Source organism: Actinoallomurus rhizosphaericola, assembly GCF_024055675.1.
Taxonomy (GTDB): Bacteria; Actinomycetota; Actinomycetes; order Streptosporangiales; family Streptosporangiaceae; genus Actinoallomurus; species Actinoallomurus soli.
In genome coordinates this window covers 505859-523253 of sequence record NZ_JAMXMW010000004.1, presented here as the reverse complement: position 1 = coordinate 523253, position 17395 = coordinate 505859, and the positions used below count along the sequence as shown (strand labels likewise).

The 17395-nt window shown below is 73.4% G+C and carries 13 protein-coding genes; 3 read left to right on the top strand and 10 right to left on the bottom strand.

The genetic code is table 11. From position 1 onward, the window contains the following. Positions 1-121 precede the first annotated feature (121 nt). Positions 122-1306, top strand: a complete 1185-nt coding sequence (locus NE234_RS13315; RefSeq protein WP_252779269.1) for a cytochrome P450 — start codon at positions 122-124, stop codon at positions 1304-1306. Positions 1307-1405: 99 nt separating this feature from the next. On the opposite strand, the gene NE234_RS13310 is transcribed toward NE234_RS13315, so the two are convergent. Further along, complete coding sequence (locus NE234_RS13310) at positions 1406-2371, bottom strand: quinone oxidoreductase family protein (protein ID WP_252779268.1); 966 nt, start codon at positions 2369-2371, stop codon at positions 1406-1408. Between the two features lie 77 nt (positions 2372-2448). On the opposite strand from NE234_RS13310, the gene NE234_RS13305 reads away from it, so the two are divergent. Next, the gene (locus NE234_RS13305; RefSeq protein ID WP_252779267.1) at positions 2449-3045 is read left to right on the top strand and encodes a TetR/AcrR family transcriptional regulator; all 597 of its coding nucleotides are present in this window, start codon (positions 2449-2451) and stop codon (positions 3043-3045) included. A 31-nt stretch (positions 3046-3076) separates the two neighbouring features. Here the strand turns inward: NE234_RS13305 and NE234_RS13300 are convergent, their stop codons facing one another. The 5 genes from NE234_RS13300 to NE234_RS13280 all read right to left on the bottom strand — a co-directional run bounded on the left by NE234_RS13300 (position 3077) and on the right by NE234_RS13280 (position 6865). Beyond that, positions 3077-3820 carry a ferredoxin reductase gene (locus tag NE234_RS13300; protein ID WP_252779266.1) on the bottom strand — a complete coding sequence of 248 codons (744 nt, stop codon included), beginning with the start codon at positions 3818-3820 and terminating at the stop codon, positions 3077-3079. After that, positions 3790-4389: a sulfite oxidase-like oxidoreductase gene (locus NE234_RS13295; RefSeq protein ID WP_252779265.1), complete on the bottom strand. Its 600-nt coding sequence runs from the start codon at positions 4387-4389 to the stop codon at positions 3790-3792. Before NE234_RS13295 ends, NE234_RS13300 begins: the two co-directional genes overlap by 31 nt. A 42-nt stretch (positions 4390-4431) precedes the next feature. Next, a complete protein-coding gene (locus NE234_RS13290) occupies positions 4432-5229 on the bottom strand; it encodes a family 1 encapsulin nanocompartment shell protein (protein WP_252779264.1) in 798 nt (265 codons plus the stop codon). After that, entirely contained in the window at positions 5226-6308 is a 1083-nt protein-coding gene (locus tag NE234_RS13285; protein ID WP_252779263.1) for a Dyp-type peroxidase, read from the bottom strand. The genes NE234_RS13290 and NE234_RS13285 overlap by 4 nt, the downstream gene beginning before the upstream one ends. 107 nt (positions 6309-6415) lie before the next feature. Then, on the bottom strand, positions 6416-6865 hold the full coding sequence (locus NE234_RS13280) for a luciferase domain-containing protein (protein WP_252779262.1): 450 nt from the start codon (positions 6863-6865) through the stop codon (positions 6416-6418). A 264-nt stretch (positions 6866-7129) separates the two neighbouring features. On the opposite strand from NE234_RS13280, the gene NE234_RS13275 reads away from it, so the two are divergent. After that, entirely contained in the window at positions 7130-9124 is a 1995-nt protein-coding gene (locus tag NE234_RS13275; protein ID WP_252779261.1) for a substrate-binding domain-containing protein, read from the top strand. 44 nt (positions 9125-9168) lie between these two features. On the opposite strand, the gene NE234_RS13270 is transcribed toward NE234_RS13275, so the two are convergent. From NE234_RS13270 to NE234_RS13255, 4 genes are all read right to left on the bottom strand, one after another. Next, a complete protein-coding gene (locus tag NE234_RS13270) occupies positions 9169-11352 on the bottom strand; it encodes a BTAD domain-containing putative transcriptional regulator (RefSeq protein ID WP_252779260.1) in 2184 nt (727 codons plus the stop codon). Positions 11353-11439: 87 nt separating this feature from the next. Beyond that, positions 11440-12843: an RICIN domain-containing protein gene (locus tag NE234_RS45305; protein ID WP_252779259.1), complete on the bottom strand. Its 1404-nt coding sequence runs from the start codon at positions 12841-12843 to the stop codon at positions 11440-11442. Positions 12844-12867: 24 nt separating this feature from the next. Next, a complete protein-coding gene (locus NE234_RS13260; RefSeq protein WP_252779258.1) occupies positions 12868-16383 on the bottom strand; it encodes a hypothetical protein in 3516 nt (1171 codons plus the stop codon). 275 nt (positions 16384-16658) lie between these two features. Beyond that, positions 16659-17393 carry a type VII secretion system-associated protein gene (locus NE234_RS13255; protein ID WP_252779257.1) on the bottom strand — a complete coding sequence of 245 codons (735 nt, stop codon included), beginning with the start codon at positions 17391-17393 and terminating at the stop codon, positions 16659-16661. Positions 17394-17395 lie beyond the last annotated feature (2 nt).

Genomic DNA, 17395 nt, shown 5'->3' with positions numbered 1-17395 from the left:
CGTCACACCGCCGGTTGCGGCCATCCTTTTTGGCCGCAACCGGCCGAAAGATCCGTGTCGTCCGTTTCTGGGCCCTACGATCCGGCGCGTCGAAAGACTCAACGGCGAGAACGGGAGGGTCATGACTGCGGAGTTGACGGACGAGGATCTCCTCCGGATGGACCGGCTGCCGATGGCCGACGACCGCGGCGAGGGCTACGCGATCCTGCGCGCGGCCGGGCCCGTGGTGCGGTCCGACGCCGGGTATCTCGTCACCACACGCGAACTGGCCGAGCACGTGTTCAAGAACCCCGGGACCTTCTCGTCGCAGCAGGCGTTCGACACGCTCGGCAGCCCCGTTCCGCTGGTGCCCATCGCCTTCGACCCGCCGGACCACACCCGCTACCGCCGCCTGCTCCAGCCGTTCTTCACGCCCCGCGCGGCGGCGTCCCTGGAACAGGCCGTACGTGACCAGGTGACCGCGCTCGTCGACGCCGTCGCCGGACGCGGCTCCTGCGACGTGGTCGCCGAGCTCGCGCGGCCGGTGCCGGCGGCGGTGTTCCTCACGCTGTTCGGAATGCCCGCCCGCGACCTCGACCGCCTGCTCGCCTGGCGTGAGGTCATCATCCAGATGGCCGACCTGTCCGGTACGGCCGAGGCGCCGCCCGAGGTGACGCGGTCGGCGGGCGAGCTGTTCGCCTACGTCAGCGCGCACGTCGCCGAGTGCCGGGCGGACCGGGCCGGCGGCCTCCTGCGGGATCTCTTCGACGACGACGCGGCGGACGAACCGCTCACCGACCAGGAGGCCGTCGGCCTCTGCTTCCTCTTCGTCCTGGCGGGCATCGACTCCGTGACCAACGCGCTGAGCCTGATGTTCGCCAAGCTGGCGACGCGCCCGGAACTGCGCCGCCGGCTCGCCGGGGACCCGGCCGCGATCCCGGCGGCGATCGAGGAGATGCTGCGGATCGACCCGGCCAACGCCGTCGTCCCCCGCGTGGCCACCAGGGACGTCGTCCTCGATGGCGTGCGCATCCCCGCGGGCTCCCCCGTCGGAGTGGCCGTCGGCGCCGCCAACCGCGACCCCGGGGAACTGGCCGACCCGGACGCCTTCGACCCGGGCCGCGAGTACAACAACCTCACCTGGGGCAGCGGACCGCACCGGTGTCTCGGCGTCCACCTGGCCCGGACCGAGCTACGGGTCGTCCTGGAGGAGTGGCACCGGCGGATCCCCGAGTACGAACTGGCCCCCGGTGCCCGGCCGCAGGTGGTCTGGCCGACCGGGGTCATCGGCATCGACAGCGTTCCCCTGGTGTTCCCGGCCGAGTAGCGTCTCCCCCCGCGTCCCGCGCCGAGTAGGCGTCTCCCCACGGCCCGGTACGGCGGCGGTGCGCCTCCGTACCGGGCCGGGCGTGGACCGCGCCGGAGTTCAGGGCAGGAGGAGAAGCTTGCCGGTGGTCGCGCGGGACTCGATGTCGCGGTGCGCCTGCACGGCGTCCTTCAACGGGTAGCGCCCGCCGATCTCGACTCGGAGCCGTCCCTCCCGCACCAGGTCGAAGATCTCCGCGCTGTGACGCAGCAGCGCCTCACGGGTCGGGATGTGGTCGTAGAAGACCGGGTAGCAGATCTTGATGCTGTTGGGCAGGTCGGTGATGGTCACGACGGGGACCGAGCCGATGAGGACGCCGTAGTACAGCAGCGTGCCGTTCCTGCGCACGACCCGCATCGACGCGCGGAACGTCGTCTCTCCCCCGCCCTCGAACACGGTGTGCACGCCCTCACCGCCGGTCAGTTCCAGGACCGGTTCGACGAAGGCGCCCCCAGTGGAGACCACGACGTGGTCCGCCCCGATCCGGCGGGCCAGGTCCGCCTTCTCGGCGGTCGAGGTCACCCCGATCACGCTCCCGCCGCGCGCCTTGATGAGCTGGATCAGCTTCTGGCCGAGCCCGCCCGCCGCCGCGTGGACCAGCGTCACCTGCCCCGGCTCGACCGGCGCGGCCTCGGTGACGAAGTGGTGCGCGGTGATGCCCTGCATCATCACGCTCGCCGCCACCTCGTCGGAGATGTCATCCGGTACGGGGACGGCGCTCGCGGCCGGCAGCACCAGCTGCTCGGCGTACGAGCCGTAGGCGTAGACCCAGGCGACCCGGTCGCCGAGGCGGAACCCGGTCACACCCTCGCCCAGCGCACTGACCCGGCCGGCCCCCTCCACGCCCGGGACGAACGGCGCCGGGCCCACCGCCGTACCGCTCCGCCGCGTGCCGGTGTCCATGAAGTTGACCCCGGCCACCGCGACGTCGACACGGATCTCACCGGGACCCGGAACCGGCGTCGGGCGCTCCCCGATCCGCAGTTCCTCCGGGCCGCCCAGCCGTTCAACGATGATCGCCTGCATTGTCCTGCACCTTCCTGTCGGTCGGCGTCCACACTCGCCCGAATAAAATGGACCGGCAAGTCCAAACGGGAGGTGCCATGCTGACCGCCAAGGGCGCCGCGACCCGGCGCCGCATCATCGAGGGCGCGGCCGCGGAGATCCGGGAGAACGGCATCGCCGCGCTCACGCTGGACGACATCCGCGCCCGCACCTCGACCAGCAAGAGCCAGATCTTCCACTACTTCCCCGGCGGCAAGGAGGAGCTCCTGCTCGCCGTCGCGGCCCGCGAGGCGGACCAGGTCATCGAGGACCAGCAGCCGCACCTCGGCGACCTGACCACCTGGCAGGCATGGCAGGACTGGCGCGACGCGGTGGTCCGGCGGTACGAGCAGCAGGGCGTCGACTGCCCGCTGGGAATGCTGATCACCGAGCTCGGCCGTACGACTCCGGCGGCGCAGGTGCTCACCGCACGGCTGCTCGACCGGTGGCAGGCGGCCCTGCGGGCGGGGGTCGCGCGCATGCAGGAGACCGGCGAGGTCGACCGGCGGCTGGACGCCGACCGCACCGCCGCCGCGCTGGTCGCCGCGGTGCAGGGCGGGGTGGTCATCCTGATGTCGACCGGCCGGATCACCCACCTGGAGGCCGCCCTGGACACCTCTCTGGCGCTGCTGCGCAGCAGCACCGTCCGGGTGTGACGGCGGCGGCCGTCCGGGAGAACGCGGGGCGTCAGGCTCCCGTGGGGCCGAATCGCTCCGTCTTGATCTTGCGTGCGTCGTGGCCGAGCGCCAGGAGGATGTCGGCGGCGGACTCGACGAACCCGGTCGGTCCGCAGACGAAGCAGTCCGGCGCGAACTCCGCGGGCCAGCCGCCGGAGTTCAGGTCGGCGACGGTGAGCCTCCCCGGCGGGCGGGACAGGCCCTCGGGCGCCGTACGGGTGTAGATGTGGGTGACGTCGACGCCGGGGTCGGGCCGGCGCAGCTCCGCCGCGTAGTACCGGTCGGCGGGCGTGCGCACCGAGTAGACGAGGCGGAACGGCGTACGGCTGCCGGCCTCGCGGCGGGCCCGGATCATCGCCATGAGCGGCACGATCCCCGACCCTCCGGCCACCAGCAGCACCGGATTCGTCTCGGCCGGCCGCCAGACGAACCACCCGCCGATGGGACCGCGGAGCTCCACCGGATCGCCCGGGGACAGCCCCTCGGTGAGGTAGGAGGACACCTCGCCGTCGGCGATGTCCTGCACGGTCAGCTCGACCCGGTCACCGTCGGCGGGCGCGGCCAGCGAGTAGCTGCGCTGGGCGCTGTAGCCGTCCTCGGCGGTGAGCCGTACGTCGACGTGCTGCCCGGCCAGGTGACCGGGCCAGCCGGGAACGTCGAACACCAGGGTCCGGGCCGTCGCCGTCTCCGCGCGCGTCTCGGCAAGCCGGGCGACGCGCCAGGTCAGTCTCCCTGGTACCGCTGCTCGCGCCATGGGTCTCCGTAGTCGTGGTAACCGGCCGTCTCCCAGAAGCCCGGCTCGTCCTCGTCGAGCAGCCGGATGCCGCGCACCCACTTGGCGGACTTCCAGAAGTACAGGTGGGGGACGAGCAACCGGGCCGGGCCGCCGTGCTCGGAGGCGAGGTCGGCGCCGTCGTACCGGTACGCGATCCACGCCTGCCCGTCCAGCAGGTCCTCCAGCGGAAGGTTGGTGGTGTAGCCGCCGTAGCAGTGGATCAGCGCGTAGTCGGCCGCGGTGTCGACGTCGGCCAGCAGGGTGTCCAGCGAGACGCCCTCCCACCGGGTGCCGAGCTTGGACCACTTGGTGACGCAGTGGATGTCCACCGTCGGCGTCTCACTGGGCAACGCCATCAGCTCCCGCCAGTCCCAGCGGTACTCCTCCCCCGCCTCGGTCGTGACGGTGAACTCCCACTCCTCCCGGCGCACCCGCGGCGTCGGACCGGCCGACAGGACCGGGAAGTCCTCGGTCAGATACTGCCCCGGCGGAAGCTCGACCTCCGCCCGCCGGCCCCGGCCGTGGAATCCCGGTGACACGATGCCCATCATCGGCTCCTCTCGCTGGTTCCCCCGTGACGCGTCCGGCGGCTACGCCGTCAGCGTCACCACGGCCTCGCCGGTGTACGCCAGGAACGTCAGGGTCTCCTGGAAGTACAGCTGGACGGTGTCCGCGTCGTGGGACAGGTAGCCGATGGACAGGTCCTGGCCGATGCGCAGTTCGAAGTCGCCGCCGCGCGTCGACAGCAGGAACGCTCCATCGATCGCCGGCGCCCAGATGATCTCCCCGTCCAGGACGCGGGCGATGTGCTCGTGGATCGGGTAGCCGTGGTCGGAGGTCTCGTTGACGGCGGTGTAGGCGTCGGCGCTGAGCACCAGCGCGTACGGCCCGCCGACGCCCGCCAGCCGCAGGGCGCTCACCGCCCGGCTGACGGCGTCCGGGTACTCGCGCACGTCACCGGGCAGGGACAGCACCGGATTCGTGGACGTCTCGCGGAGCCCGCCGATGCCCCCGGCGGCGTAGCCCTGGAAGATCGCCCGGTCCTCGGCGAACGCGATCCGCCGGGCGGCGTCCTTCACCGGCTGCCAGTCGGCGTCGCGCGCGCCGCGCTCGACCGCGTCGACCTCCCGGCGGTCGACGGTGAACGGCACCCGCAGCTCGACGAGCGGCTGCGACCGCCGGGTGTACGCGGCGATGCCCTCGGCGGGCGCGGCGATCGGGTCGAGGTGCCCGGTTGAGACGGCGGACAGCTCGATCCCGCACGGGTCCGGGACGTCGACCACGCGGCGACCGGCGACGTGCCGGCGGAAGGTCCGCCGCGCCTCCTCCTCCAGGTCGGCCCACGCGGCGTCGGAGATGGGCGCGAGTTCGCGGTGCAGGTTGTTCAACGGAAGGTGCTCCTGTTCAGACCGCCGATTCCCAGCGAACCGTCGGAGGGGCTGTGCGGCCCGTCGGGGGCCGTGCCCGCCGTGACCGCGGCGGCGTCCGTACCGAGGTCCTCGGTCGCGGCGGCGCCTTCGGTGGCCTCCGGCGGGAGGTCTTCGAGGAAGTCGGCGGTCGGCACGAAGAAGAGCGTGCCGGTCACCGGGGTGGAGAAGTCGAGGATCCGGTCGTGGTTCCCCGATGGGTCGCCGATGAACATGTTCTGGAGCATCTTCTCGGTGACCGACGGCGTGCGGGCGTAGCCGATGAAGTAGGTGCCGAACTCCCCGCGGCCGACGTTCCCGAACGGCATGTTGTCGCGCAGGATCTGGCGTTCGGTACCGTCGGGGTCGGTGATGGTCGTCAGGGCGACGTGGGAGTTGGACGGCTTGACGTCGTCGCCCAGCTCGACGTTCTCCAGCTTCGTACGGCCGATGATCCGCTCCTGCGCGTCCACCGGCAGGGCGTTCCAGGCCTCCAGATCGTGCAGGTACTTCTGCACGATCACGTAGCTCCCGCCGGCGAAGGCCGGGTCCTCGTCGCCGATCAGGACGGCGGCCGCCGCGGCGGGGCCCACCGGGTTCTCGGTGCCGTCGACGAAGCCGAGCAGGTCGCGCACGTCGAAGTACATGAACCCCTGCACCTCGTCCTGGACCGTGACGACGCCGCGCAGCCGGTTCATGATCTGGGACGCCAGTTCGAAGCACAGGTCGAGCTTCTCGGCGCGGATGTGGAAGAGCAGGTCGCCGGGGGTCGCGACGGCGCGGTGGACGGCCCCGGCCACCTCGCGGAACGGGTGCAGCTCGGCGGGCCGTGGGCCGTCGAACAGGCGGTCCCAGGCGTCCGACCCGATGCCGGCGACGCAGCTCAGCCTGCCGTCCGGCACCCGGAAACCGACCGACCGCGTCAGCCCCGCCAGGTCGGCCAGCAGGTCCCGTGCCGCCGGTTCACCGCCGGGATCGACCGTCAGCACGAGGAAGACGGCGGCGGTCGTCAGCGGACTCAGCACCGGCTGCGGTACGCCGGCCCCCTCGGACTCCGCCATCCGGTTCCCCCCTTTTATGCACGCTTCGCGAAGCTTCAGACGCTTCGCTAAAGCGTGCCATGAGGGGACTCGTCTCCGCTCCCCCGGGGTGGCTCGTACGGCGCAGGTCAGGCGGGTGTGTTCGCCCTGCGGCGCACCACCCGGCGATGCCGTCGCCACGACGGCCCGGAATCGCCCTCCGCGACGTACAGGGGGCAGGTCGTGATCGTACGGCGGAGCGGGCCGGTTCCCGGGTCGTTGGCCTGGATCGCCAGGCTGACCAGGGACTGCAGCAGGAAGAGATCGCCGTCGGTGTCCAGGCGGACCTGTACCCAGCCGGTGACCGTGGGGAGGTCGACGCGGCCCGAGGCGGTCAGAGCGGTGCCGAGCCTGGAGATGACCTCCTGAGTGAGAAGGACCTCCGCCAGGCCCTCCCGGTGAAGATGAACGATCTGCAGGCCGCGCAGGGCCAGGGCACGGCCGGGCGGACAGTCGGCGCGGCACTCCGTCAGCGGCCAGTCCCGGAATCGGTCGATCACCAGGTCGGCGTACGAGATGGTGCGGTGTCCTGGGCTCATGGATGCCAGAGTGACGGAATACCCGACGGTAGAGCCGATCAGCGGATGACCTGGTGCGATCCGCCCTTTCCTGGTTGTCTCCCAGGATTCCTGGTGCCTTCCTGGAATCCTCCCGGGCGACGCCTTCGGCCGTACAGCCGGGGACGAGTATGCGAACTCTCGGATAACTGGCGGTTCCAGCACCGATTCCGGCGGGATCTTCTAGAGGGGCCGCCGCGTGACGCGCGCCCGCGGCGAGAAGGTGCGAGACGGACGGAGCGGGCGTTGGACTCCCATGTCGGCCGGAAGGCCGAGTTCACCCGCGACCTGGCCGCCCGTCTGGACGGGACCGATCCGGGCGTACTGGCGGACCGCACCGGGCTGCTCGAGGCGACGGTCCGCACGATGCTGTCCGGCGACGGTGAGCTGATGTCCTGGGAGGTCGTCAGCGCGTGCCTGGCCGCGGCGGGCGTCGACGGCGTCGAGGTGGGCGAGCTGCGCGGCCGGTGGGCCGCGGCCGAGAACGCTCTGTGGGAGGAATGGGGCGGAGAACTCCACGCGGCGTTCGAACGGAACGGGCACGGCAAACCCTCGAAGGCGGTCGAGGCGTACCGGGAGAAGGTCCCGTGGCGGCAGCTGACCGAGCGCTATCCGGTGACTTTCAAGCCCTGGACCGAGCCGGCGTTCGCCGCGGACCGGCGGCTGCCCGACCCGTCGACGGCGGGCGACATCCGCGACTTCTACGCGTTCCTGGCGAAGCTGCGGGAGTGGGCGGGCGCGCCCCGGCAGACGGAGATCGAGAAACGCTCGTGGGGCACGCTCCCCGACGCCACGATCAGCGCGATGCTCCAGAAGGACCGCTGGCGCTCGACCAGCGACCGGGAACGCGCCAGAATCGGCCACTTCGCGCGGGCCTGCGGATTGCCCGCCGCCGAGGTCGCGCGCTGGGACGAGGCGTACGAACGGCTCCGGCACGTGCCTCCGACGGACGACCTGGCCCGCGCCCGCGCCGAGGCGGCCGAACTGCGGCGGCGGCTCGCCGCCGCCCAGGCCGAGGCGGACGAGCTCCGCGAACGCCTCTCCGAGACCGAACGATCCGGGGAACACCCGGCCGGGGCGGAGGAGCCCCGCGAACACCCGGCCGAAGCGAGCGGACCGCGGGAACGCCCGGCGGAAGCGGACGGGCTGCGGGAACGCCCGGCCGGGGAGGAGGAGCTCTCAGAACGTCCGGCGGTCGGCGGTCGGCGAGACGCGGAACGGGAGCCCGGCCCGGAGACGGAGGGGCGGCCGCGGCGGCGATGGCCCTCGCGCAGGCGGCGATCGCTGTCGGCCGCCGCCGCGATGCTGGTGTTCGCCGCCGGCGCCGGCGCGGGCCGGCTGGCCGGTGGCGGCACGTCGGCGGCGGACCGGCCCGAGTGCTTCTCCGGAACGCTCCACCTGGTCGGCTCCACCGCCTTCGAGCGGACGGCCGACATCCTCCGGCAGGGGTACGAGGCCCGCTGCCGGGACGCCCGGATCGAGGTGAGCGCCATCGGGTCCAACGAGGGAGTACGCGCCCTCACGGCCGACAACGCCGCCTCGACCATCGCGATGCACGACGGCTACCTCGAATCCGACTCCGACGAGATCAGGCTCCGGGGATTCCGGGGGTACCCCGTCGCGCTGGTGGCGTTCGCCGTCATCGCCAACAAGGACACCGGCGTGACCGGCCTGTCCCTGCGGGACCTGCGCTCCATCTACGCGCCGGACGGCCCCACGAGCTGGAAGTCGATCAAGGGCGGCGGCGACCTCCCGATCCGCCTGGTCAGCAGGACCGAGGGGTCCGGGACGCGCGGCATCTTCGAGGAGCACGTCCTGCGCGGGCCCGAGCCGGACCTGTCGTCCAGCGACTGCAGGCGTAAGGACGACCTCCGAGCGTCGATGCACGTCATCCGGTGTGAACGCAGCACGCAGGGCCAGGTCCTCGACACGGTCGACACGGTCCCCGGCACGATCGGCTACGCCGAGGTGCACGTCGCCTCGGACGCCCGCCGTTACCCCAACGTGCGCATGCTCGCCCTGGACGGCAGGATGCCGACGGCGTCGCCGACGATGGACCGTTACCCGTTCGTCGCCCCGGAGATCTTCTACACCGACGGGCCGCCGCCCAACGGCAGCTCCGCGGCGGCGTTCCTCACCTTCCTCACCGGCGACGACGCGAGGAGGCTGCTCCGGCAGGCGGGCGCACCCGTCTGCGTCGGCCCCGGCTCACTGATCTCGGCTCCCTGTCAGCCGGACTGAGTTCGCAGGTCACTGGCGGGCGAGGCGGAGACAACGTTGTCACATCAGCCGGCACGGGGTTCGTGGTCCGTCGGCCACGCGGGGTCGGCGGGATCGCCCGGATGGCCGATCCACCGCTCGAGCTGATCGAGCTGCAGGCGGGCGGTGTCCGCCGCGTGCCGGGCCTCCGCCCGTACGCCGGGATCGTCCGCGAGCGCCGCGGCGTGGTCGAACCAGAGCGCCGCCTCGGCGTGCTGGTCGTCCTCGGCACAGCGGTTGCCGGCCGCGAAGGCCGCGTCGATCAGGTCCTCGCGGGCGATGAGCGGACCGGCGGCCATGAGGTGACGGGCGATATGGACGGGATGCCGGTGCTGCAACTCGGTCAACGCGCGGGCCGCGGCCGCGTGCAGCAGCTGACGGCGCGCCGGCGTGAGGTCCTGCAGCACCAGCTCGCGCACGAGATCGGGCATGATGTACCGCCCCGTGCGGCCGGGGGCGATCCCGTCCTCCCAGTTCAGCACCCGGGCGGTGACGGCCGCGTCGATCAGGGACAGCAGCTCCTCGCGGCTGATCGTCCGGATCCGGAGAAGGAGCTCGGGGTCGAGCTCCCCGCCCGTCACCGCGATGGCCTGCAGCATCGTGAGCACGCGGTCGTCCAGCAGGTCCATGCGCGCGCGCAGCACCCGGCTGATGGACGCGGGAAGCCGCGCCCCCGGCCCCGTGCGTTCCTCGCTGGGCAGCTCGAGGATCTCGGTGATGAGGAAGGGGTTCCCCTCGCCGCGCCGGTGCAGTGCGGCCGCCTCCCGCTGATGCAGCTCGCTGCCCGGCACGCTCGGATTGAACGGCGTGGACCGGCTCTGCATCAGCTCGTGGACGTCCGCGACGGTCAGCGGGTCCAGCGGCATGAGCGTGGCGCGGGTCTGCCGGACGAGCAGCGCCAGGAGCTCGCGTAGGCCCGCGTCGTCGGTGTCCTGCGTCGTGCAGACGACGATGAGCGCCACGTCCCGCAGCACCGCGGCGTAGCTGCCGAGCAGGCGCCGGAAACGAGGGCCGGCCCGGTGCAGGTCCTCGATGAGGCAGATGGTGGGCTGCCGGGTCAGCCGCTCCGTCAGCTCGCCGGCGATCGCCTCGGAGCCGCCCTCCAGGCGGATGTCCGGGTACGCCATCGAGATCAGCCGGCCGATGGGGTCCGGCCCGTCCCCGCCGTCCGCCTCGCCGCCGATGTCGATGCCGCACCGGACCCACACCGTCTTGAACCCGGCGTCCGCGGCGCGGGAGGCGAACTCCTCGGCCAGCCGCGTCTTGCCGATGCCCCCTTCGCCGGAGAGCACCACCCAGCGGGTACGGCCCTCGCTCGCGTCGCTCAGGATCTCGTCGAACCGGGTCAGTTCGGCGGCCCGGCCGACGATGGACGAGGTCGCGCCCGCCGGGCGCCCCACGAGCGGGACGGGTGTCGTGTGCGAGCGGAAGGGGGCCAGGGCCGTCAGGTCCTGGCGGAGCACCGCCACGTGAACGTCGCTGAGCTCGGGCCCCGGTACGGTGCCCAGTTCCTCGGCGAGCAGCGTACGGATCGCCTCGAAACGCCGCAGCGCCTCCGCCGGCCGGCCCGCCAGGTAGAGGGCGCGCAGCAGCAGCGCCCACGCGGCCTCGCGCAGCGGAGACCGCGTGGTCAGCTCCTCCGCGATGACGGCCGCCTCGTCGGGTGCGCCCTCGTGGAGGAGGACGGTGGCGTGGAGTTCACCGGCCGCGAGCCGGATCTCCTCCAGCCGCGCGATCTCCCTCTCGGCGAAGGCGTAGTTGGCGGCGTCGGCCAGAGCGGTGCCACGCCACAGAGTCAGCCCACGCTGCACCTCCCGGCGGGCCTCGGCGAGCCGGCCACGCGTCAGCAGCCCGCGCGCGTGGTTGACCGCCTCCTCGAACCGCGTCGAGTCCCGGGCCTGGGGTGGGGCGTTGAGCGTGTACCCCGCCGACCCGCTGAGCAGGACGGTCTGCCCTCCCCGCCGCGTACGATCCGGCTCCAGCACGGCGCGCAGCCGGCTGATGTGCGAGTGGATGGAGGACATGGCGCCCGCAGGCGGGCTCCCCTCCCACAGGTCCTCGCCCAGGCGGTCCGCCGAGACCGGCCGGCTGTCCGCGATCAGCAGCCGGGCAAGGAGAACACGGCGTTTAGGCGGGCCCAGGTCCAGCCGGACGTCACCCGACCAGACCTCCAGCGGACCCAACAGCACGAACCTGAGGTGATCGCTCAATCGTTCGCCTTCCACAGCACGGGCGCGTTTCCCTGCTCGGCCGGCTCAGGGCATGGTTCGCCGGGGACCGGCAAGGCCGCTCGCCGATCAGCCGAACGACCAGACGTGGTCGTCCTTGGGGTCGCACGGGAAGAGGGTGAGCCGGGCGTCCTTCCCCCCGGACCCGTAGTAGCCCGCCACGTCGAGGCACAGGCCGCTGGCGTAGTTGCGGATCCAGAAGTGGCGGCTGTAACGCTTCTGGAGGTACCACATCTGGTTGTCGCCCTTCCCGGGCAGGCAGTAGTGCTCCGACACGAAGGTTCTGGGACCGTCGGCGCCATAGCCGGGCACGTCGAAGCAGAGGTTGTCCGTGCTGTTGCGGATGGTGAACAGGTCGGCCCCGTGCGGCCCGGCCCCCTTCATGTTGACCACGAGGTCCCAGAGCTGGTTGTCACCCGACCGGGAGCACGTGAACTGGTTGATCGGGCCGTCATTGGTGCCTTTGCCGTAGCCGGGGACGTCGGCGCACAGACCGGTCATCGTGTTCTTGATCAGGAGACGCGTGGTCGTCGAGAATTTCGGGCCGGTCGGGCCGCGCCCGCCGCTGCCCGCCGCGCTGACCTTGCCGCCGCCTCCCCCCTTGCCGTCGTGCGCGCCCGCGGCGCCGGCGGCGGCCTTGGCCGCGGACTTGCCGGCCTTCGCCGCGCCCTTCTTCGGGGTCGCGGACGCCGACGGTGACGCTGACGGTGACGCGGTGGGGGTCGGCGAGGCGGGGACGTACGCGCCCGGTGCCGCCTGCCCATCGCCGGTCATCACCCTGTCCGCCGCCGCGGTGGTGCGTTCCCTCCTACCGTCGTGGGAACCCCTGCCGACCAGCAGGATCGGGATCGCGAGCAGGACGACCCCGCCGATCGCCACGGCGGCGAGCACGGGTTTGCGCGGCCGGTCCGGCGGCATCTCGTCGCCGTCCGCCGCGGTGGCGCCGTTCGGTGCCGCCGGTGCCACCGCGACGTTCCGCAGCCACGAGGTGCGCTTCTCCTTCTTGGCGGCCGTGGCGTCCTTCTCGCGCGCCTCGTCGCCGGGCCTGTCACCGGCCTTTCCGTCGGCCGCCGGCTCCGTGGCCGCGTCCGGGGACGCCGCCGGTTCCCCGGCGCCCTCGGAGCCTTCCTCTGGCACGGCCGGTCCGGTCTCACCGGCGCCGGCGGCCTCCCCTCCGGTGGAGGCGGGCTCCTCGGTCTCCCCCTCGGGCCTGGAGTCGGAGGCCGGGGCCTCATCCTCGGCGGGCGGCGAAGGCGAGTCCGAGGTCCGCCCCTCCACCGGCGTCGAAGCGGAGGCGGACGTCTGCTCCTCCGCTGACGCGGAACCGGAGTCCGACGCCGGCTCGTCCGCGGACACGGCGCCGGAGGCCGGCGCCAGGTCCTCTGCCGCCTCCACGTCCGTCGCGGGCATCTCGACCGGCCGGCGGATGCCGAGCGGCTTCGTGCGGTCGCCGGATCCCGACTGGGAAGACACGATGTTTCTCCTTCGATTTCCGTTTCAGAACGCGGGTGGGGCCGGGGGTTCGCCGGGTCTCGAGGCGGCCTCCCGCCATCCCGAGGCTTCCCCCAGTGGCGCGGCGCAGCGGACGGGCCAGGCGGCCGGAGACGCCGCTCCGGTCGTGGGCGCCTGCCGGCGCAGCGCTTCGTCGAGCCGTTCCAAGGCGGCCCGGTCCGCGTCACCGAGCACGCCGGGCCTGTCGCCGGTTCCCGACCCCGCGCGGATGATCTCGCTGAGGAGGACGATCGGAGCCTGACCGGCGGACCGTACTCCGAGCACGCGGAAAGCGGTTCCGGGAGGGAACACGATCTCCTCCGGCCCGGTGCCGGATCCCGAACCGGCCAGCGGGCGCACCCGCCGGCCGGTCGAGGACCAGATGACGTATCCCCCCGCCGCCGGCAGACCCGCGGCGTCCCCGATCGGCAGCGCGCTGACCGGTCCCGGCTCGTGCAGCACGGTTCCCGGCACGAACCGCTCCAGGTCGCCGTCGGCGGGCAGTCCGCCGCGCGCGGCGGCCCCACGGTACGACGGCAGACGGCTCAGGCCGGAGGCGAGACAGGCGAGGTACGCCTCCGGGAGTGCGTGTCCGCCCGGTGATCCCGGCTCGTGGCCGTCCAGTTCACTCAGCCCGCCCGACAGGTGGACGTGCACCGCGACGAGATCGATCCGCGCCGCGTCCACCTGCCCGCCGCGCAGCGCCGGCATCCGCGTCATCGCGCGGTTCACCGCGGCGCTGTGCCGTTCCCAGATCGGTTGCACGAGGGAGCGGAACTTCGTTCGTTCCGCCTCGGTGCTGCGGCGGAGAGGCTTCACGGCAGGTCCGGACCGCGCTCCTCCGACGACGGTCGCGGCCGGACGGGCCCGATGCTCGGCAGGCGAGAGCGGACGTTCGGCCTGGGCCTCCGGAGCCGCCGGAGCCTGTGCGGCGGCAGGAGGCTCCGAAGTGGCCGGGACCCCGCCGGACGCGGGAGGGTCGGCTGCAGTCCGGGGCTGGGACGTGGGTGGAGGCTGCGATGTCGCCGGGGACGGGTGCGGGGTCGGAGGCCCGGAGGCGACCAGGGACCCGGGCGGAACCGGAGGCTCCGGCATGGCCGGGCCATCCGGCGCCGCCGGCGAGTCCTCCGGCACCGGAGACCCCGAGGCGGCGGGAGGATACGGCGTGCTCGACATGGCAGGACCCTGCGACACGGCCGGGGCATGCGGCGTACCCGGGGCATCTGCGGCGGCGGAGGGCTGCGGCGAGCTCGGCGTGGCAGGACCCTGCGATACGGCCGGGGGCTCCGGAGCGGCCGGGGGGTGCGGCGCATCCGGGAGATCTGCGGCGGCGGAGGACTGCGGCGAGCCCGGCGTGGCCGGGGTCTGCGGCACCGCCGGAGACCCGAAGGCGGCCGGGGCTCGCAGCTCGGCCGGGGGCTCCGTGGCCGCCGGAGGCTCCGGAGACGCAGGAGGCCGCGGAGCGGACGCCGGTTCGGCTGGCGCTTCGGGGCCTTCGGGCGCGGCCGGTTCCCTCGGAGTGACCGGGGTCATCGGGATCCTCGCCAGGCTCGGCGGGAGCGGCCTCTCGCCGCTCCCCCGCCCCGACCGGGTCGGCGCCGGCGGATCGGCACGCGTCGGGTCCTGGACCGTCGATGCGGGTGGGACCCGCGGCTCCGGCCTGGGGGACGGGTCGTCACCCGGGGGTGGTGTGGAGCGCTCGCCGACGCGCGCCGGAGGATTCGCCCGCCCGGGGATCGGGAGGTCTCCGCGCACGCGCACAGGCCCGAGTGGCCGCGCCTGCTCGGGCGGCCGACCGGGAGAGTCCGCCTGCGCGGACTCTGAGGAGGTCATGAGATCGGGAAGAGTCACCGGCGCGGGCGGAGCGAACTCGTCGGCGGCCGGTCCGGCGGCGTTCACCGGTGCGGACGCGGGTGCGGGGCGTCCGGCGGCGGGTGCGGGGTGCGCGGCCGCGGCGGCGGGAGCCTCCGCTCTCGCCACCGGCTGGGACGCCGTCGGCCCGGGCTGGGACGCGGCCGACTCGGCCGTGGGCGGGGCGGCGCGCGGGGTCGCGACGGTCCGTACGGTGGGCGGCGCGGGAGCGGGCACGGCCTCGACCGGTTTCGGCTCCACGAGCGAGACGTTGTGCTCGATGGCCAGCCGGAGCAGGCGGAACCCCGCGTCGTCCGATCCCGCCGGTGGCGCGGCCCGGTGCAGGGAGACGAACTCACGTACCCCGGTGCCCAGGTCGGAGAGCAGCCGGGACAGGCCGGCGAACAGCGCGTCGTCCGCCGTCGCGCCGCGGAGGTCCACCTCGATCGCCAGCTGTTCCGGGGACACCGGCCGTCCGGCGACGGCGGGCGGCTCGCCGTGCGGCCCCACCACCAGCCCGGACCTCGTCACGGCGACCTGCCAGCGATCCGAGAGGCGGACGACGCCGCCGTCCGTACGGGCGCCTTCGGCCAGGGGCGAACGCCAGCGGAGCAGCCGCGGCGCGGCGGGGCCGTCCGTGCCGTCGGCGCCGTACGGCCGGCAGGCGACGGCCTCGACGAACGGCGCCCAGGTGGGTTCGGCGTCGGCGCCGATGAGGACCGGCCGGACGACGGGCTCGGTCTCGGAGCCGACGACCAGCGGGAGGCCGGTCCACACCTCCACGTCGGCGCCCAGCATCTCGGCGGTGTCCTGAGCGAGGGACAACAGGTCCACGGGACCACACGGAGCCAGACGGACCGTCGAACGGGTTGAAGCGGGCAGGGCCGTCAGCAGGGAGGCGATCTCCTCGGCCGGAACCTCGGCGTCGCCGCTGAGCCGGGACGCGCAGACCAGGACGGTGAGGTGCGCGCCGTCCACGGGAACCGAGTAGCAGAGGTCCGCCGCCCAGGCCCTCGGCTCTCGCGCCGACCGCACGAGGATGCCGGCGGGGACCTGCTCCACGACGTAACCACCGGCGGTGCGGCCGGGCAGCCGCGTCAACGCGGGCTGCCAGGCCGGCGCCGGGCTGCGCGGCCCGAGGGGAGACGGCTCGGCGCCGGGCGTGAACGACTGCCAGCCGTGGCCGGGCCCGTCGCCGCCACGGGCGAGCAGGGAGCCACCGGGCAGGATGAGGACGCCCGCGTCCGGAGCGATCACCTCGATGCCCCAGGCGTCGGCGATCCGCTGCGCGAGGGCGGGGCGGCCCGCGCGCCGAGCGCCCGCTCCCGACAACACCAGCCGGACCGCGGTGACACCCTTGGCGCGCAGGGAGTCGAGCACGGTGCCGAGGCGCGCCCAGAGTTCGCCGCCCGCGCCGTCCGCACCGACGACCAGGGTGAAGTACTCGTCTCCGCCGACAAGGGCGCGGGCGAGTTCGGCGACATCCTCGGGGCGCGGCGCCGCGTCCGGAGAGGAGCGCAGCAGGATCAGCTCGTCGTACTCATCGACCACGACCGCCGCGCGGCTGTTCGCGCGGGCGGCGCCGTGGTTCCCCGGCCCGGTCCGGGCGGCGGCATCATCCCGCCCGCCCTGTCCGGACCGGCGGGTGGGCGATCTTCTCCAGCGGGTCACGAATCACCTCCCGCGACGGCTGCGGTCGCGGTGAAGGGCCGCCAGGTCACCGGATCCGTCACCGCGCACCTCCTTCGCGTTACGCACAGCGAACCGAGGTCACCTCTCAGTCGTACGGAGGCGCTTCGGCGAGAGGTGGCCTCGCATACGCATACGGACGCCATGACGCTTTCGGTTCACCACGGACGACCGTATTTTTCCGATCGTGACCGTTTCTACCGCCAGTAAGCCCCAAACTGGGTGTATTCAGGTCTTTTCGCGTGTCGAAATCGGGATCAGCCTTGCTCGGGGGCCGGGCCGCCGCCGACGGTGGCCGGACGCGCCGGCGGTTCGACGTCGTCGGCCTGAGCACCGGCCTCGCCGGCGTCCGCGCCGACCCGTTCCAGGGCTTCCACGAGCATGGCGGTCTCCACCGTCATGCTCACCGGAGCCGAGGGGTTGAGGTAGAGGACGTGGTCCTCGGGGAGTGCGTCGAGCAGTTCCCACAGGTCCATCAGCTCGAACGCCAGCCGGCCCGCGGCGTGAAGGTAGACCGGCGAGGTGAAGACGGGGATCACCGGGGTCCTCCCGTCCGGCGCCACCGCGGCCAGCGGGCCGCCGGCGGGGGTGACGAAGACCGCCACCTCCTTCGCGGCGGCCAGCGCCTCGGCCACGGCGTCGCCGGGTCCGTAACCGGTCGCCGCCAACTGCACCGCCGCGTCGACGTCATCGGCCGGCTCGGGCCAGCCGAGGGCCGCCGGCGACGGCCGGTACTCCTCGTTCTCGCGCCACTCGACGATCTCGCCCTCGGGGCTCGAACGCCACTGGCCGACCACCGCCCACGCCGGAGGTTCGCCCTCCTCGTTCCACGCCGGGTCGACCATGCCGAGCCAGTGGTCGGGCGCGAGCCGGGCCGCCTCACGGATGGAGTCCGGGACCGGAGGCATCTCCTCCCCGGCGCCCTGGATCGTCTCCGTGCCCGGGATCGCCGCGGCCGGCTGCTCGGGCACGCCGCCTGGTTCGGTCGTCACTC